Source organism: Streptomyces sp. NPDC037410, from assembly GCF_055602235.1.
In genome coordinates, this window is the sequence record NZ_JBVJWR010000019.1 from 1 (window position 1) to 16240 (window position 16240).

The 16240-nt window shown below is 68.8% G+C and carries 15 protein-coding genes; 5 read left to right on the plus strand and 10 right to left on the minus strand.

The window, feature by feature from the left end; translation table 11 throughout:
• The 8 genes from ACZ7HT_RS27755 to ACZ7HT_RS27790 all read right to left on the minus strand — a co-directional run.
• Nucleotides 1–164, minus strand: a 164-nt coding sequence (locus ACZ7HT_RS27755; RefSeq protein WP_471171162.1) for an FAD-dependent oxidoreductase, incomplete at its 3' end; no start/stop codon positions are given.
• 215 nt (nt 165–379) lie between these two features.
• Entirely contained in the window at nt 380–1039 is a 660-nt protein-coding gene (locus ACZ7HT_RS27760) for a hemerythrin domain-containing protein (RefSeq protein ID WP_471170940.1), read from the minus strand.
• A 343-nt stretch (nt 1040–1382) separates the two neighbouring features.
• A complete protein-coding gene (locus ACZ7HT_RS27765; protein ID WP_471170942.1) occupies nt 1383–2270 on the minus strand; it encodes a LysR family transcriptional regulator in 888 nt (295 codons plus the stop codon).
• Between the two features lie 367 nt (nt 2271–2637).
• The gene (locus ACZ7HT_RS27770) at nt 2638–3546 is read right to left on the minus strand and encodes a hypothetical protein (protein WP_471170944.1); all 909 of its coding nucleotides are present in this window, start codon (nt 3544–3546) and stop codon (nt 2638–2640) included.
• Complete coding sequence (locus ACZ7HT_RS27775; RefSeq protein ID WP_471170946.1) at nt 3543–3701, minus strand: hypothetical protein; 159 nt, start codon at nt 3699–3701, stop codon at nt 3543–3545. Before ACZ7HT_RS27775 ends, ACZ7HT_RS27770 begins: the two co-directional genes overlap by 4 nt.
• Before the next feature lie 357 nt (nt 3702–4058).
• Nucleotides 4059–4817: a hypothetical protein gene (locus tag ACZ7HT_RS27780; RefSeq protein WP_471170947.1), complete on the minus strand. Its 759-nt coding sequence runs from the start codon at nt 4815–4817 to the stop codon at nt 4059–4061.
• A 3-nt stretch (nt 4818–4820) separates the two neighbouring features.
• Nucleotides 4821–7028 (minus strand): hypothetical protein, encoded by a 2208-nt coding sequence (locus ACZ7HT_RS27785; protein ID WP_471170949.1) that lies wholly within the window; start codon nt 7026–7028, stop codon nt 4821–4823.
• A complete protein-coding gene (locus tag ACZ7HT_RS27790; RefSeq protein ID WP_471170951.1) occupies nt 7025–7474 on the minus strand; it encodes a hypothetical protein in 450 nt (149 codons plus the stop codon). The genes ACZ7HT_RS27785 and ACZ7HT_RS27790 overlap by 4 nt, the downstream gene beginning before the upstream one ends.
• A gap of 1197 nt (nt 7475–8671) precedes the next feature.
• On the opposite strand from ACZ7HT_RS27790, the gene ACZ7HT_RS27795 reads away from it, so the two are divergent.
• From ACZ7HT_RS27795 to ACZ7HT_RS27805, 3 genes are read left to right on the plus strand one after another with little or no spacing between them, the layout of a single operon-like run.
• Complete coding sequence (locus tag ACZ7HT_RS27795; protein ID WP_471170953.1) at nt 8672–9784, plus strand: WXG100-like domain-containing protein; 1113 nt, start codon at nt 8672–8674, stop codon at nt 9782–9784.
• Nucleotides 9785–9816: 32 nt separating this feature from the next.
• Nucleotides 9817–10281, plus strand: a complete 465-nt coding sequence (locus ACZ7HT_RS27800) for a restriction endonuclease fold toxin-2 domain-containing protein (protein ID WP_471170955.1) — start codon at nt 9817–9819, stop codon at nt 10279–10281.
• A 24-nt stretch (nt 10282–10305) separates the two neighbouring features.
• Complete coding sequence (locus tag ACZ7HT_RS27805; protein ID WP_471170957.1) at nt 10306–10758, plus strand: hypothetical protein; 453 nt, start codon at nt 10306–10308, stop codon at nt 10756–10758.
• Between the two features lie 173 nt (nt 10759–10931).
• Here ACZ7HT_RS27805 and ACZ7HT_RS27810 read toward each other — a convergent pair whose 3' ends face one another.
• Nucleotides 10932–12260, minus strand: coding sequence for a class I SAM-dependent RNA methyltransferase (locus tag ACZ7HT_RS27810; protein ID WP_471170959.1), 1329 nt, complete (start codon nt 12258–12260; stop codon nt 10932–10934).
• A 93-nt stretch (nt 12261–12353) separates the two neighbouring features.
• On the minus strand, nt 12354–14405 hold the full coding sequence (locus tag ACZ7HT_RS27815; RefSeq protein WP_471170961.1) for an APC family permease: 2052 nt from the start codon (nt 14403–14405) through the stop codon (nt 12354–12356).
• A gap of 234 nt (nt 14406–14639) precedes the next feature.
• On the opposite strand from ACZ7HT_RS27815, the gene ACZ7HT_RS27820 reads away from it, so the two are divergent.
• Both ACZ7HT_RS27820 and ACZ7HT_RS27825 read left to right on the plus strand, forming a co-directional pair.
• Nucleotides 14640–15308 carry a potassium channel family protein gene (locus tag ACZ7HT_RS27820; RefSeq protein ID WP_041131658.1) on the plus strand — a complete coding sequence of 223 codons (669 nt, stop codon included), beginning with the start codon at nt 14640–14642 and terminating at the stop codon, nt 15306–15308.
• Nucleotides 15308–15985, plus strand: coding sequence for a potassium channel family protein (locus ACZ7HT_RS27825; protein WP_471170963.1), 678 nt, complete (start codon nt 15308–15310; stop codon nt 15983–15985). Before ACZ7HT_RS27820 ends, ACZ7HT_RS27825 begins: the two co-directional genes overlap by 1 nt.
• Nucleotides 15986–16240: the final 255 nt, after the last annotated feature.

The window sequence follows — 16240 nt, forward strand, 5'->3', positions numbered from 1 at the left end:
CGCAGCAGCGCCTTGGTGGGGATGCAGCCGACGTTCAGGCAGACACCGCCCCAGTACTTCTCCTCGACGACCGCGACCCGCTTGCCCAGCTGGGCAGCGCGGATGGCGGCGACGTAGCCGCCGGGGCCAGCTCCGAGTACGACGACGTCGAAGCGTCTACACATGGGAACTCCTTGGATTTGAGAGCGACTTCGAGGCCGGAGGGATGGAGTGCTGCCCGGTCCGCCATTCCGGAGGCGATCGGGCCCGACGAGGGGCGGAGCCGCAGCTGCGTTCCGGCGATCGAGCAGGAACAGCGCCGGGATCGCGGCGGGCAGGAGCCCGATGGAGGGGGACGGCGGCATGCCGAGAACCGCAGAGGCTTCCCGGGGGGCAGGACTCAGGACCGGATGACGCTCGGAGCAGCGGCCCGGGTACCCCACCGGTCGAGCACCGCGTAGGCAGGCTGCCATCGGTTCGTGTACGTGTGGCGCGCGGACTCAGGCAGGAGCTGCGCCAGAACGACGGCCACGGTCCGCTCGGCAGCACCGTCCAGGAGCCAGGGAAGGATCCCGGCCGCGTCGGCCTCGATCAGCTGGGCGTGGACGCGCCCGAAATGCTCCCACTGTTCCTCGCTCAGGACGGTCTGGACCAGCGGGAAGACAGCCTCCTCCTCATGGCGGAGATGTCCGTGCAGACCGGTGACGAGCGAGCCGGTGAGCTCACCCAGCAGGTCGATGCCGACATCGGGGTCGGCCAGCGCCCGGTCGATCGCCTCGAGCAGTCGGGCGAGCGCGGAGTGCTCGGCCTCGATCGCCTCCAGCCGCGTCAGGGAGAAGGGGCGGCCGTGCAGAGCCTGGCGCAGGGAGGGCCACAGGGCGTCGTCCTCGGCGGCGTGGTGGGCGTGCAGAGCCCTCCGGAACAGCTTCCAGCCCGCGGTGCGCAGGACGTTCCGGGGATCGGGACCGGCACGGGCGGTGGCACGGGCGAGGAAGTGCAACTCCCTTCGCAATGCGTTGTGCATCGCGTGCGTCACGGTCATGTCGAACCTGTCTCTCATGTCTGCCTGACTCCTGGTTCCGGTGACCCGGTGAGCCCGTGTCAGGCATCTGCGTCATGACTGGTTCCTCCAGGAACAGGGCAGCGGAAAGCCGTGCCTGACGGAGCGGGGCATCATGGGAAGGGCGGCCGGGCGGGGGACGACCGGGGAACCCAGACCCTCGACGAGCAGCCTGCCCGGGTGCCTGAAGCCTCTCGTGAGAGCCGTGTCCGGATCAACGCAGGCTTCGTGCGTTGATCGATAACTCGACGGTTATCGGCGTACGGGGGGCGGCGCTGGAACGCCTCCGGACCTCCCGAGCAGGAGTCACTCGGCCATCTGAGCCGGGCGGGGCCGGGGCACGTCAGAACCGCACGGCGCCGAGTTCGCGGACCGTGCTGGCGAGGGCACCGATCAACTCGTTCTCCGCCTCGGTCCGCCAGACCAGAACGTAGGACAAGGCCGCCAGGTCCGTGACGGGTATCCAGCGGATGTTCGGCATGCCCCAGTGCCGGGTGACGTGGCTGGGAAAGCTGTGGACGATCTCGCCCATGCCGACCTGATTGATCAGCTCCTCCGCGTTGGTCACGGGGTGCCCACGCTCGATCGGCCGACCCTGGTACGTGTGGAAGGGCAGGTACCTGTCCTCCCAGTACTCCGGCATGCCGGGTGCGACGGCGTGCCGGAAGTCGGCGAACACCTCCAGTCGCACCGACGTCCGCCGGGCGAGCTCGTGATCGGCGGGTACCGCGAGGACTCGGGGGTCGTTGCACAGGACCGGGCCGACGGTGAGGTCCGGCTCCTCCACGGGCAGCCAGGCGACGAGGACGTCCACGTCGTTGTCACGGAGCCGGCCGAACGGATCGACGATCGCCACCTGGCGAACCTCCAGATCCCACTGCGGATACCGCGAGCGGAAGGCCCTCCAGTAGGGGTGCAGATCGACCACGTTGAACGGCAACATGCCGACGCGGAGCCTGCCGGTGACACCACGGGCCGTCAGCCGGGCGCGCTCCAGGGACTCGCGCAGGCCCGCGTAGACCGGTTGCAGGTCGTCGCGCAGCTGGCGCCCGACGCTGGTCAGGCGCACGGTGCGGCTGGTGCGCTCGAACAGCGCGGCACCGATGCGCCGTTCCTGCTTCCTGATGGCCTGACTGACCCGCGCCTGGGAGACCAAGAGCCGCTCGGCACTCCGGCCGAAGTGCAACTCCTCGGCCAGAACCAGAAAGATCTCGATGTCCCGCAGTTCCATGATGCCCCCGCATCCTTCACTGCCGACAGCAATCCGGATGCCGCCGAGCCGCAGAAGTGTACGTTGATCACACTTCCCCGCGCAGGAACAGCACCGGAAGCGACCGCACGGCCGGCGCCCCCACGGAGTGGCACAACGGGTTGCCGTGACCGCCGCCCCCACACGGGGTACGGGTGCGCCGAAGCCGGGGTCGGCCCCCGCGATTCAGCCCCGCTTCACACGTCGCCGGCATCGGTGACCGGCGGACCCTCTCCCACCGTCTTACTGAATCCGAACACCTCGCCGACCCGGCCGTCAGCGCGATTCCCATCGCGCACCGGGCCTGCACCGTTGCCGTAAAGGCAAGGCCAGATCGGTCTGCACGAAGTCAGGCCTGTTCCCACGGTGTGGGATCTGGGCGGCGATGCCACCACCAGCCGACCGAGGTCTGGTCAGACGCACCGGTCAGCTCCCTGCGAAGGCTTCCCGACGGGTCTTCAGCCGTTGCCGCGGCAAACCGGCTGTCCAATTCCTCCAGAGCAGTGTGAAGCAGCTCGGTGACCTCGCGAGGCAGTCGGGCACCGATGCCGGCGAGCTCGTCGCGGGCTTCCAACCGTTCTCGATAGAGGTCGGCCGGATACCACCCCGATGGCGCCCACCCGGATTCCAACTGCCTGATGACTCGCTCCCATACGACCAGGTTGCCCTTGGCGGACCAGACGGGGCTGCCCGTGTCGTCGTCCCAGGCAAGCCGCGCCAGGCCCGTGGCTGCTTCACGCACCTGCTCCACCGATGCCGCAAAGGCCTCGGCCACAGGAGTGTCCGGCTTCTGTTCCCGCACGATCTCGGCAAACCTCGTCACGATCGCCCGGGGCAGCTGCGGCACCGGCGCCTCGATGGCGGTGACCTCGTAGAGAGGGGGTTCGTCGTCGGAGAGTTCGAGCCGGGCACGCGTGAGAAGGCCGTCCGGCGTCACGGCCCAATAGGCGCTCGGAGGTGCTTCGGCTGCGGGGTACAGGACGGTCGTCGTGGCCGCCTTCGCAAACGCCGCGGCGAGCTCGGACTCGAGCGGCTGATCAGCCGCTTCATCCTGGACGTAGATGTCCAGCGACCACGCGATGTCACCGTGGACTGCGCGGTGCTCGCACGAGACGGGCGCATCCCAGTTCCGGAGGTCGGGGTCGCCATCGGGATCGGCCACATCCACGTCACCGACCGCGATACCAAGGCTTCCGGCAAGTGCGACGCCCATGGTCTCGGGGCTGACGGCGCCGACGGTAAGGAGGTTGTATGTCACGGATACGTCCCGTTGTAGATGGCCAGGGCTTTCTCGACGATGCCTGGGTTGTTGGTGAAACGCGGGTTCCTGGTCAGCTGCGGTGCAGCGCTGATGTCCCCCTTCGCCTTGGCTACCTGCTGCAGGGCCGCGTACTCGTTTCTGTCGAGCTTCACGATGCCTGGACCGGAGTCGGGATAGACCCTCCAGGGAGGCCCAGCCCTCCGCCGGAGAGGGCCAGGCCTGACGCTTCCTGGCAGCACAGCTCCGTCAGGTCCTGCCCAACAGCAACCGGTCACGCACCCGGGCGACGTGGCGGGGGGAGATGTCCGGCTTCCCGATATGAGAACTCTTCCGGGTACCGACGGGCGCGGACCTCTCTCCAGGCGACGTCGAAGGAGATGGTGTCGTGGCTGGTCCTGGAGAGCCTCCATGCGAGGAAACTGGTCCGTGGCGAGAGGGCCCAGCGCCAAACCGTGCTGGCTGCCCTCATCGCCACTCCTCGGCGGCGCAGACATAGATGTCGCCGCGCATCAGGCGCTCCCAGAGGGCGCCCGTCTTCCTTCGGCGGCCGCGGCAATCTCCTCTACACGTGCCGCGTGCGCGGGTCGCTCGGCCCTCTGCATTCCGGCGCCCAGGAGTCCGTAGAGCATCTGTTTCTGCGCCGGCTCGGGGAAGGAGGCCAAGAACTCCCGCACCGCTTCCACCAAGGCGTACTCGACACCATGCCGCCCGGGCGGCCGGTAGGTGGCGAACAGCTCGGCGAGAGACTTGGCCTCGCCCGAGCGCTTGCCCCAGTCGGCTGTGTCAGTCGTGGCCCATCGCGCCATGACTGCGGCGGGTTCGGACAACTCTTCGGCGACAGCCTCGATCTCCTTTCGGCGGATGGCAATAGCGATGGACTGCTCGCGCCGGGCGGCCAACAGCGCCTCCACGGCAGCCTGGTCCCCTGGCAGCAGCGTCACGTCCACGCGCGCGTCGTACCGAACTTCAGGAGCGACCAGCGTGTGGGTGTTCGCCATCTCCCGTGCCAGCAGGTCCTGTACGGAGTGGAGGTCGGTCGCGGCCTGGCGGCGTAGGAAATCCGCCGCCTCGTGCCGCAAGGCGATTCGGACAGCGCGGGCCGCCTCGTCCACATCGGCCACCGAGGCGGGCACGCTCCTCACCTGCGCGTGGAAGACCACGTGGAAGGCGATGCCCTCGTGCACGCTGTCCAGTCGGGCCTCGAAGCGCTCCACCCGAGCCTGGACTTCCTGCGGCAGGTCGGGCACGGCCTGCTTTCTCCAGCCCACGCCTTACGGCTCCATCTCACCGTCGACCGCCGACCACGGACCGGTCTGCGACACCTGCCGCAGGTCGGCGCGCAGATCGATCACTGCGGCGTCGTAGGCGACGCCCGGCTCGCCGATCAGCAGCGCGGAGACCGGCGCGGCCGTCAGGTAGCGGGAGATGACACGTCCGAGGATCTCCGTGACGTGCTCACGCGGCACTACGCCGTCGGCCCGCGCGTGGGCCCACCCGTCGATGAGTGCCCGGCACTCCGGATCGACGGTCCGGTTCTCCAGGGCCGTGCTCCACCCGGTGACCAGGGCGTCTGCGACGACCGGGTCGGCCGCAGCCGAGGCAAGGGTGACCTGCAGAGCGTACGGGTGGGTCTGCGGATCGATGACGGCCAGGAAGGCTCGGCTTCCGGCCGTGCTGCCTCGCTTGGCGGCCCGGGCGTTGACCATGCGCCAGACGGTCGGCAGCAGCTTCTCGGTGGCTGCCATGGCACGCAGCGCCGCCTCGGCCTCCCTCACGGCAGCGTCCCGCTCCGCCCTCGCCAGGATGTGCTGAATCCGTACGATCGCCTGTCGCGGGTAGTGGTGGGCGAAGTCGCTCTGGCAGACCATGGCCACCACCCGGGCCACTGCTTCCTGTCCGTCCTTCGCCCAGTCGAGGAGTTTCGCACGGACAGCCGGGCCCAGCCGATCGGCCTGTGCCGTTCGGCTCAGAACACTGGCGATCAACCGCAGGTGCGCTTCGTCGTTGCTGACGTCGATCCAGTTCTTGATCGTCTCCACCACGCGGATGTCGTTCTCGGCGATGGCCAGTTCGACCAGCAGATCGCTGATCTGCTTCAGGCGCTTGGTACCCGCCCGGTCCACCAGACCGTCCAGCCAACGCAGTAACGGGGTGTGGATGTCCGGACGCTGGTGCCACAGGTGCAGGAGCACCGCCCTGGTGTACCCCGGCCGGTGGTCGAAGGAGGCCTGTCGGCCCGACACCTTCGCCTTGACCGACGTGAGCCTGTCGCTCAGGTCCGGCCCAGTGAGGATCTCGCGCACACTGTCAAGCCCCTGGTCTCCCAGCAGTGCCCGGGCCCCATCCTGGATCGTGAGGGCGTCCTCACCGTTGAGGAACACGGCAGCGATGAGCAGCGCGCGGTCTTCGGGCATCCGCGTCGTAGCCGCGAACACCGTGCCGACGTCGGCGGACCACTCCTGGAACCTGCTCACCGCCGTTTCAATGCTCTCGGGTGAGCCGTCCGCAGCTGCCAGCAGCGCGGCGAGCCGGGCTCCGTCCGCCGGTGTCGACTCGTCGGTCAGCAACCGGGCAGCTGTCCCCGCCACGGGGTCGGTACGATCGGCCGTGACAAGGTCAGCGCGGCCCGGCAAGTCGTACACGTACTCCAAGTGCGTACGGGCCACCAGTTGGGCCGACGGCCTGGTCTTCACGGGGACAAGGGCCGCGGTATGCACGGCTGCCTGCGGCCAGACCCGTTCATCAGCGATCACGACCAGACACGACCCGATCTTCGCCAGCTTCTCCGCATGGACGGCCAGGGCGCCAGCCACGCGGTCCGGATTCACCCAGCCGGCCATCTCGCTTTCGACATCCAGCAAGTAGCCGACGTTGGGAGCATCGGGCAGCACGGAGCAGTCCGGCTCTGCGGGGTCCTCCCAGTCGGGCTCGATCTCTTTCAACTCCATCGAGCCACCCCTGGCCAGCCGAGAGCGGGATGTCCGCCACAAGGCTCGGATACCAGCGGTCCGCTTACCGTAGCCGGGAGGTCCGGCGAGCACCGCCAGCGCGCTGTTCGGTACGGAGAGAACCTTGGCAGCCTCGTCGGCCGCCGTCACCGGCAGGTCGTCGGCGTTCTTGGACACCCACCCCTGACTGGCCGCCCTCAGCTCGAACTCGGACAGGTCGATGACGGTCAGCGGTTGCTTGCCCGTCGACAGGAACACCGAGCCGAGAGCGGCCACAATGAGCGCATTGTGGTTGCCGGACACGTTCAGCCTAGGCGCCGGGGTCTCCGCATCGATCTCCGGTAGTGTCTGGCCTGCGTCCTCTCCTTCGGCTGTGGACGTCTGCCCGGCCGCATCGGCAGCGTTCGGAGGGACGACGTGCTCCTGCGACGATCCGGACGGCTCGCCCGGCTGAGGTGTCTCCGCCGACTGCTGGACGGGGCGCTGTGGACGCACCCAATCCGGAATTCCGTCGTCGAAGGAATCCGTCACTTGGACTCCTCCGCCCGATAGGTGAAGCTACCGCCGAAGATGGATTTGCCGGTCATGATGACCTGGCTGTTCGTGTTGTTCTCGGCGACCATGCGCGGCCCTGAGCTTCCCTCGCCGTTGTCCCGCTGCCGCTCACGCACCAGCGCCATGAGATCGACAGCCGTCTCGGGGTATTTCTGAAGGAAGCCCTTCAACTGGATGAACAGCTCCCGACAGACCTCCTCGCGCACCCGCTCACGCTCGGCCTCCGGCGTCTCCAACAGTCGTACCTGGTGGAGATCCAACACGCGGAGCTCGTCCGCTGCCGTCCCCTCGTTGCCCCGCCGGAAGAATGCCACCAGTGCGTCGCGCACGCCTTGCCAACTCGACCTGGCCATCTCCGCCGCCAACACGCCTGCGCCGCTGGTCGCCACCTCGAGGATGTTGAACGCCTCCGTCATGCCCATACCCCCACACTCGATCACCGAATTCGAGAGATCAGAGTGCGGGGGGAATTCGCAGCGAACAATCGAAACAAAGTTCTTGACCGATAACAACCCAAGATGCACATCGCCATTCGGCCATGGTCCATCACGCTCCCGCGCATAGTGGATCACCATTGATGCTGACGGCAGGCCCTCGTGGCAGTGCAACCGAAATCAATCTCAGCCAGTCGATTTGCCGGGTGATCGGCTCAAAGTTTGCGAAGCGCTCCGGATTAACCCGCAAGCTTCCACCTCACTTGCACCCCCTTACCATGCAAATGTTGTCGCACTCATGGCGTGTCGCTGGCAATGCCCCAGCTGCTCAGCGATCGGTGGGGACCGAAGCAGGGCAGCGCTCCCCGCGCGCCCGCCGCTTGACCGGTCACGAGCGGCGGGCGCCCTCTCCTCCACGGCGTCTGCGGTCGCGTCATCAGCGGCCGGAGCAGCGGTCCGCTCCACTCCGACCGATCGGACTGTGTAGCGCGACGGCGCTCCACTTGGATGAACCCAACAAGACAGCCGGACGGCGACGGTGTGCACGCATCCGCCCATCCGCCTGGCAGCCAGCATCGCGTAGGCCCTGCGTTACACATCGGGCAGACCTGCTTCAACACATCTCTGGGCACACTTGGAGGCCAACCGGGAGTTGGGAGCCGTTGATCTGGTTGTGATCGATCCTGCCGCCTCGGGCGGAGGCATTCGCCGGAGTCCGACGAGCACATTCGCGTCCCGTAGACCCCGATGCCCCACTGGCGGACCTTCGGTGACGAGCGGACAGTCGTGGCCGCCGCGCGGATGATGACCTCACTGGCGCCCGCCAGCTCGGCTACTGGCTCCGGGGAAGCAGGCGGCCGGGCATCCCGTCTCATCATCGTCCCGAGAACGCCTGAAGTTTCAGCCAGCGACCTGCAGCCGAAGACGGAGCAGCAGGTCAGAGCCACCCCACTCCCCCACCCACCAGGTGCCTTCTAAGCAATTGGCCGCAGGTTCGAGCCCCGACGATAGCTCACGCGCTCGATGGCCCTCACCCAGTAGGTGGTCGTCTTCGGCCACACCCCGGAGGCCGGAAATCACTGCGGTGCTCCCTCGTCGGAGTCCGTTGTCACCTCTGTGCGATAAAACTGTCGTCGCACGGTCCACTGTTCGCACCCGCAATGCGGGGTTCGGGAGGGGGTCGCAATGAGCGGACTGGCACCACACCTCAAGTTCATCACCGAAGGAATGATCAAGGGCGCGATGGGCCTGACCGACACGATGCGCGGAGTCCGGGACACCGCCATCGCGCTGTACCACGAGCTGGACGGGCAGCGTGGGATGGCCGGGGATGATGAGGCCGGGCGCGCGTTCGCGAAGGTCTACCGAGCCGCTGCCGGAGCCGCTCTGGACAAGATCGGGTCCAGCTCCTACGTACTCGGAGAGGCCAGCCGGGGACTCATGCGCAATGCGCGGGAGTTCATGGCGCAGGAAAGCGCGATCGTCGCCTCGCTGCTCGGCAAACAGCCTGACCTGATCTACGGCATGGGCGACCCCGGGGAAGGTTGCCCCGAGAACTACCTCGGTCTTGGCCGCGAGCTCCCGGAGGTGGTCGGGGAGACGGCCTGGTACGAGCAGTACGCACCGGGCGGAACCGACCGCTTCCGCGGATCGCCGGAGAAGATCCGTGCGGTCGCCGATTGTTGGCGGCGCGGCGGCAAGCTGATGCTGCGTTTCCTGGAGGACGCCCAGGCGTCGGCCATGACGGCCGACAAGGCACACTCTGGGGAGGCCGCCGATGCCTTCCGGGCCTACTTCAAGACGTCCGTCGGGCTCACCTGCCCGCCCTCCCAAGTCCAGGAGGACGAACCACTCGTTGCCAATCTCGTGGCCGCCTGCAACGAGATCGCCAAGGCGTGCGACCGCTACGCCGAGCACGTCGAGGCGGCCGAGAAGTCGATCCAGCAGCACAAGCTGGACCTCTTCGCGGTGGACATGCCCTGGGACAGCCCTCTGTTCGGGGGCAATGGCTTCGACGGAGGTCTCCTCGATGCCGTCCTGGATGACCCATGGATCCGCCGACTCGGCGAGGTGGGCCACGCCCTGGACTCGGCGGAGAAGCGCGTCAGGCTCCCCGAGGGGCGGAGGCGGGCCGAGCGCGCCGGGTCTGCCTTTCCTGCCTCCACTGATCCCGGTGCCGGTTCCGGTGCCGCTCGTCCTCGCTTCGCACACCGGCGGAATGCCAGGCATCGTCCCCGCGGTGTACCGGGACCCCGATCCCAGTATCCCGTGGCGCGACCCGATCCCCCCGGCTGCTGACCCCGGAGGAGCGCAAGGAGTTCGTCGCCTGGGTGAACACCCTGAAGCCGGCCCACTTCGGCGGCAAGTCGGACCCCACGACCCCTGAGAACGTCTACCAATTGCGGATCGCCGGCTACCCCGAGTGCATCATCCCCCTGCCCAAGGACTACGAGAAGCCCGCCATCGGCGCGGACGGCATGCGTCCGGCGGACGGAATGATGGTCGACGCCAAGTACGTGCAGGATGCCGACGACTGCAGGAAGAACACATGGCGCCGCCCGTCCACCTTCGAGATCGAGGACGAGTACAAACCGGACGGCACGAATAAGTGGAACCGGAAGGACATCCTGATCGGCAGGGACGAGAGCGAGCTGGAGAAGTACCGGCAGGCGATGAACGAGCACCAGCAGATCCGGGGGCTGGAGATCGTCACCAACGACAAGGAAGCCGCGGCGTACTGGCAGACGCTCATGGCCCTCCAGCAGCTTCCCGGAACCGTCCGGTACGTGAAGTGACCCACCCCAGGAAGGACACACCCCATGACGCACGATGGCGACGACCGGACCACGTTCTTGTTCTACGCCCCGGAGCGGGAACCGCACGCCTGGGGCCTCGACCTGGCCGGCCTCGGCGAAGCCCTGCGGGAATCGTTCCCCGAGGTCCGCTACAAGGTCCGCCAGGACCGCACGCACCAGGGCGAGCCGTACCTCTCCTTCTGGGCTGGCACCGACGACGGCACCGAGTACGACGGCACCGCCACCGTCCACGGGCGGGACTGCGTGATGCTGGCCGACACCACGGCGGGTGAGGCGACCCCCTTCCTGCTCTGGCTGCGCGACTCCTACCTACCCGCCCCCGACCTCGTCCGCTTCAGCAGCGAGCCGGCCGTGGAACGGGGCATCGAGACGGACTGGCGCCTCCCCGTCGACGGCGACAGGGCACGAGTGGCCGACGAACTCCGCCACCACCTCTCGGTCGTGGAAGGGGCCTGACTCACCCCACCGGTGGGTAGGGCAGTGCACGGTGTTCGTCGGGCCTGGCTGACCCCCGAGCTTGACGCCCCATCAGAACGAGCGTCAAATGAGCGTCACGAGCGTCATCTCAGCGTCAAGATATCGCCCGTAACGCCCACACAGCGCATACCGCGCACCCGCGAAACCGCAGGTCACACGTCCTTCTTCACCGGCTCCAGGATCGCCACGCACTCCACGTGGTGCGTCATCGGGAACAAGTCGAACGCTCGCAGCGTCCGGACCCGGTAGCCGCGTTCCGCGAAGTAGGCGAGGTCTCGGGCCAGGGCGGCCGGGTCGCAGGCTACGTAGGCGATGCGGCGGGCGCCGAGGCCGGCGAGGTGGTGGACGGTCTGCTTGCCGGCGCCGGCGCGCGGGGGGTCCAGGACGATGAGGTCGACCTCGGTGATGCCGGTGCGCGGGAGGACCGACTCGACCTTGCCCTGTTCGATGCGGACGCGCGGGAAGCCGGCCAGGTTGTGGCGGGCGTCCTCGACCGCGCGCTTGCCGGACTCGATGCCGAGGACCGCGCCCTGGTCGCCGACGCGGTCGGCGAGGGCGCCCGCGAAGAGGCCGACGCCGCAGTAGAGGTCGAGGGCCGTCTCGCCCTTGCGGGGGGTGAGGCCCTGCATGACGGCGAGCATGAGGGTCTGCGCGGCCTTCGGGTGGACCTGCCAGAAGCCGCCGCTGCCGACGCGGTAGGTGCGGTCGTCGGCGCGCTCGCGGACGAAGGCGCGGCCGTGGACGCGGTGGACCCCGCCGTCCTTCTCGTCGACGCGCATGACCGAGACCGGCTTGTCCAGCTCCACCAGGGGGAGACGGGCTCCCGGGCGGGGGGTGAGGATGACCTGGCGGTCGTTCGAGCCCGAAGCCGCGATGGCCTCGATCGCCGCCATGCCCTGCCAGTCGCGCTTCTCGATGCCGAGCTCCGAGACGCCCTCCGCCGCGATCATGCAGTGGTCGATGATCTCGACCTCGTGGGAGCGGTGCTTGCGCAGGCCCGCGTGGCCTTCGGCGTCGACGGCGTACTGGACGCGGGTGCGCCACTGCGGGACCTCGCCCGCGGGGAGCTTGTCGCCCTCGGCCGGCATGACGGTGCCGTCCCAGCCGGCCTCCTCCGGGGTGAGCCCGGCCAGGCGCAGGAGCTGTTCCGCGATGACCTCGCCCTTGAGGCGGCGCTGGGCGCCCGGCTTGGCGTGCTGCCAGTCGCAGCCGCCGCACTTGCCGGGGCCCGCGAAGCGGCAGGGGGCCTCGACGCGGTCCTTGGAGGCGTCGAGGATCTCGATCGCGTCGGCGCGCAGGAAGCGGGAGGTCTCCTCGCCCTCGGTGACCCGGACCCGGACGCGCTCGCCGGGCAGGGCGTGACGGACGAAGAGGACGCGGCCGGCTTCCGTACGGGCGATGCAGTGGCCGCCGTGGGCGACCGGGCCGACCTCTACCTCGTACTCCGCCCCGACCAGCGACGTAACAGGGGTGTTCTGCATGAGCGGGGACTCCAGGGAGAGGGGAGAGATCGAGAGTGGGCTGCCGTTCGGGACTCGAGTCCGACGGCAGCCCACCAGTCTAGTTGCTGTTTCTCAGTTGTTCTTTGCGGCCGGTTCCTTCTGGCGCTTCTCCACCGGGCCGCGGCGGACGGAGCCCGGCGCGTTCCACTCCTGGCGCTTCCTGGCGCGCTTCTTCGCGGCCTCGGAGGACTGGAGCTGGTACGGGACGGAGGTGACCATCACGCCGGGGGTGAAGAGCAGGCGGCCCTTGAGGCGCAGGGCGCTCTGGTTGTGCAGCAGGTGCTCGTACCAGTGGCCGACGACGTACTCGGGGATGTAGACGGAGACGGCGTCGCGCGGGCTCTCGCGGCGGATGCTCTTCACGTACTCGATCACCGGCCGGGTGATCTCGCGGTAGGGCGAGTCGAGGATCTTGAGCGGGACGTTGATGCCGCGCCGCTCCCACTCCTCCTTGAGCGCCTTGGTCTCGGCGGCGTCGACGTTCACGGTCAGCGCCTCCAGCTCGTTGGCGTGCAGCAGCTTGGCGTAGGCCAGGGCGCGCAGGGTCGGCTTGTGGAGCTTGGAGACGAGGACGACCGAGCGGACGCGGGAGGGGCGCACGTACTCGTCGGGGCGTTCCTCGGCGGCGGCGATCTCGTCGGAGACGGAGTCGTAGTGCCTGCGGATCGCGGTCATCGTCCCGTAGAAGATCACCATGCCGAGCAGGGCGACCCAGGCGCCGTGCGTGAACTTGGTGGCCAGGACGACGACGAGGACGAGGCCGGTGAAGAAGGCGCCGAAGGCGTTGATCGCGCGGGAGCGGATCATGTGGCGGCGCTTGGCCGGGTCGCGCTCCTCCGCCAGGTGCCGGTTCCAGTGCCGGACCATGCCGATCTGGCTGAGCGTGAAGGAGACGAAGACGCCGACGATGTAGAGCTGGATCAGCCGGGTGGAGTCGGCTCCGTAGATCACGACGAGGAGGGCGGCGGCGCCGGCGAGGAGCACGATGCCGTTGGAGAAGGCGAGGCGGTCGCCGCGGGTGTGCAGCTGGCGCGGCAGGTACCGGTCCTGGGCGAGGATCGAGCCGAGGAGCGGGAAGCCGTTGTACGCGGTGTTGGCGGCCAGGAACAGGACGAGCGCGGTGGCGGCGGCGAGGACGATGAAGAGGAACGTCCCGTCACCGAAGACGGCGGCCGCGACCTGCGAGATGACCGGGTCCTGGACGTAGCCCGCGCCGAGCGGGACGCCGTTGCGGAGGAGGTCCTCGCCGGGGTTCTCGGCCATCCGGACGTCGGTGGCCATGGCCAGGAAGATGATGCCGCAGAACATGGTGACGGCCAGGCCGCCCATGAGGGCGAGCGTGCTGGCGGCGTTCTTCGACTTCGGCTTGCGGAAGGCCGGGACGCCGTTGGAGATGGCCTCGACGCCGGTGAGGGCGGCACAGCCGGAGGAGAAGGCGCGCAGCAGCAGGAAGACCAGCGCGAAGCCGGCCAGGCCCTGGTGCTGGGCCTTGATCTCGAAGTCGGCGGTGGGCGCCTTCATGGTCTCGTCGAGGACGAGACCCCGCCACGCGCCCCAGGCGATCATGATGAAGACGCCGGCGACGAAGACGTACGTCGGGATGGCGAAGAGGCTGCCCGACTCCTTCACGCCCCGCAGGTTCATGAGGGTGAGCAGGATGATCACGGCGACGGCCGAGGCGACCTTGTGCTCGACGATGAAGGGGACCGCGGAGCCGAGGTTCTCGATGCCCGAGGAGATCGACACGGCGACGGTGAGGACGTAGTCGACGAGCAGGGCGCTCGCGACGGTGAGTCCGGCCTTCGGCCCGAGGTTGGTGGTGGCGACCTCGTAGTCGCCGCCGCCGCTCGGGTACGCGTGCACGTTCTGCCGGTACGACGCGACCACCGTGAACATCAGGACGACGACCGCGAGCGCGATCCACGGGCTGAAGTGGTAGGCCGACAGGCCGGCGACGGAGAGGACGAGCAGCACCTCGCCGGGTGCGTACGCCACCGAGGACAGCGGGTCGGAGGCGAAGACGGGGAGGGCGATCCGCTTCGGGAGAAGGGTCTCTCCCAGCTTGTCGCTGCGCAGGGCCCGCCCGATCAGGATCCGTTTGGGCACGTCGGTCAGTTTGGACACGGAGAGGATCGTAAGCGTTCGAAAAGAGCCACGCGTACCGGCACCCCCGATCCGCACCGAATCTCCCTGAGTACCACCTCCGGTGCGCTCCTCGCCAGCGTTGCCGCTTAAGCTCGGACCGGGCGATCCGTCAGGGTGTCGCCCGCCGCGACCCGGGCCGATCGGGCGAGGAGAGTTGTGAGCAGGGTGTATTCGCAGGTCAGCAAGACGATCAGGAGTGCGGGGTAAGGGGACGTGCACATCGTCATCATGGGCTGCGGGCGAGTGGGAGCCGCTCTCGCGCAGACCCTCGAACAGCAGGGGCACACCGTCGCGGTCGTGGACCAGGATCCGACGGCTTTCCGCCGTCTGGGCTCGGGCTTCGGCGGCCGGCGGGTCACGGGCGTGGGTTTCGACCAGGACACGCTGCGTGAGGCCGGGATCGAGGAGGCCGGTGCCTTCGCCGCGGTGAGCAGCGGCGACAACTCCAACATCATCGCGGCGCGGGTCGCGCGCGAGATGTTCGGCATCGAGAACGTGGCGGCGCGGATCTACGACCCGCGTCGCGCCGAGGTCTACCAGCGGCTCGGGATCCCGACGGTCGCGACGGTCCGCTGGACCGCCGACCAGATGCTCCGCCGGCTGCTGCCCTCGGGCGCGGAGCCGCTGTGGCGCGACCCGAGCGGTGGCGTGCAGCTCGCCGAGGTGCACACCTCCCCGGCGTGGATCGGCCACAAGGTGAGCAGGCTCCAGGAGGAGACCGGCGTCCGCGTCGCCTTCCTCACCCGACTGGGCGAAGCGATTCTGCCGACCTCGCAGACGGTGCTCCAGGAAGGTGACCTGGTGCACGTGATGATGCGTACGGACGAGATCGCGAAGGTCGAGGCGGCCTTCGCCGAGGGCCCCGAGGAGGGCGGTCACTGATGCGTGTCGCTATTGCGGGCGCGGGTGCGGTGGGCCGGTCCATCGCGGGCGAGCTCCTGGAGAACGGCCACGAGGTCCTGCTGGTCGACAAGGCGCCGACCGCCATCTCGGTGGAGCGGGTGCCGCAGGCGGAGTGGCTGCTCGCCGACGCCTGCGAGATCACCTCGCTGGACGAGGCGGCGCTGCAGCGCTGCAACGTGGTCATCGCGGCGACCGGTGACGACAAGGTGAACCTGGTCGTCTCGCTGCTCGCCAAGACCGAGTACGGCGTGCCGCGTGTGGTCGCCCGGGTGAACAACCCGAAGAACGAGTGGCTGTTCAACGAGGCCTGGGGCGTGGACGTGGCCGTCTCGACGCCGCGCCTGATGTCGGCCCTGGTCGAGGAGGCGGTGAGCGTCGGCGACCTGGTCCGGCTGCTGCGCTTCAGCCACGGCGACGCGAACCTGGTCGAGCTGACGCTGCCGCCGGAGTCGGCGGTCGCCGGCACCGCCGTCGGGGACGTGGCCTGGCCGCAGGACACCTCGCTGGTGACGATCATCCGCGGTTCGCGGGTGCTCACGCCGAGCGCCGAGGAGACCCTGGAGGCCGGCGACGAGCTGCTGTTCGTGGCCGCGCAGGCCCGCGAGGAGCAGCTGGAGGACCTCCTGCAGGTCCGCCGGGATTCCTCCGAGTCCTGATCAGGCGTGGTACGCGGAAGGGCCCGGGACCCCGAGGGGTTCCGGGCCCTTCCGCGTGGCGTCTCGGGCTCGGGGGGCTTCTCCGTCCGCCGGCTCGGGCTCGGGGGGCTTCCCCGTACGCCCGCTCAGGTCCGGGGGCTTCCCTGTACGCCCGCTCAGGCCCGGGGGCTTCGCTGTACGTACGCCCGCTCAGGCCCGGGGGCTTCGCTGTACGTACGCCCCGCTCAGGCCCCGGGGGCTCCCGTGCGTCGGAGG

Coding starts and splice junctions, on each gene's coding strand:
- ACZ7HT_RS27795 (WP_471170953.1), top strand. CDS start 8,672: ATGAGCGGACTGGCACCACACCTCAAGTTCATCACCGAAGGAATGATC.
- ACZ7HT_RS27790 (WP_471170951.1), bottom strand. CDS start 7,474: ATGGGCATGACGGAGGCGTTCAACATCCTCGAGGTGGCGACCAGCGGC.
- ACZ7HT_RS27765 (WP_471170942.1), bottom strand. CDS start 2,270: ATGGAACTGCGGGACATCGAGATCTTTCTGGTTCTGGCCGAGGAGTTG.
- ACZ7HT_RS27805 (WP_471170957.1), top strand. CDS start 10,306: ATGACGCACGATGGCGACGACCGGACCACGTTCTTGTTCTACGCCCCG.
- ACZ7HT_RS27810 (WP_471170959.1), bottom strand. CDS start 12,260: ATGCAGAACACCCCTGTTACGTCGCTGGTCGGGGCGGAGTACGAGGTA.
- ACZ7HT_RS27825 (WP_471170963.1), top strand. CDS start 15,308: ATGCGTGTCGCTATTGCGGGCGCGGGTGCGGTGGGCCGGTCCATCGCG.
- ACZ7HT_RS27760 (WP_471170940.1), bottom strand. CDS start 1,039: ATGAGAGACAGGTTCGACATGACCGTGACGCACGCGATGCACAACGCA.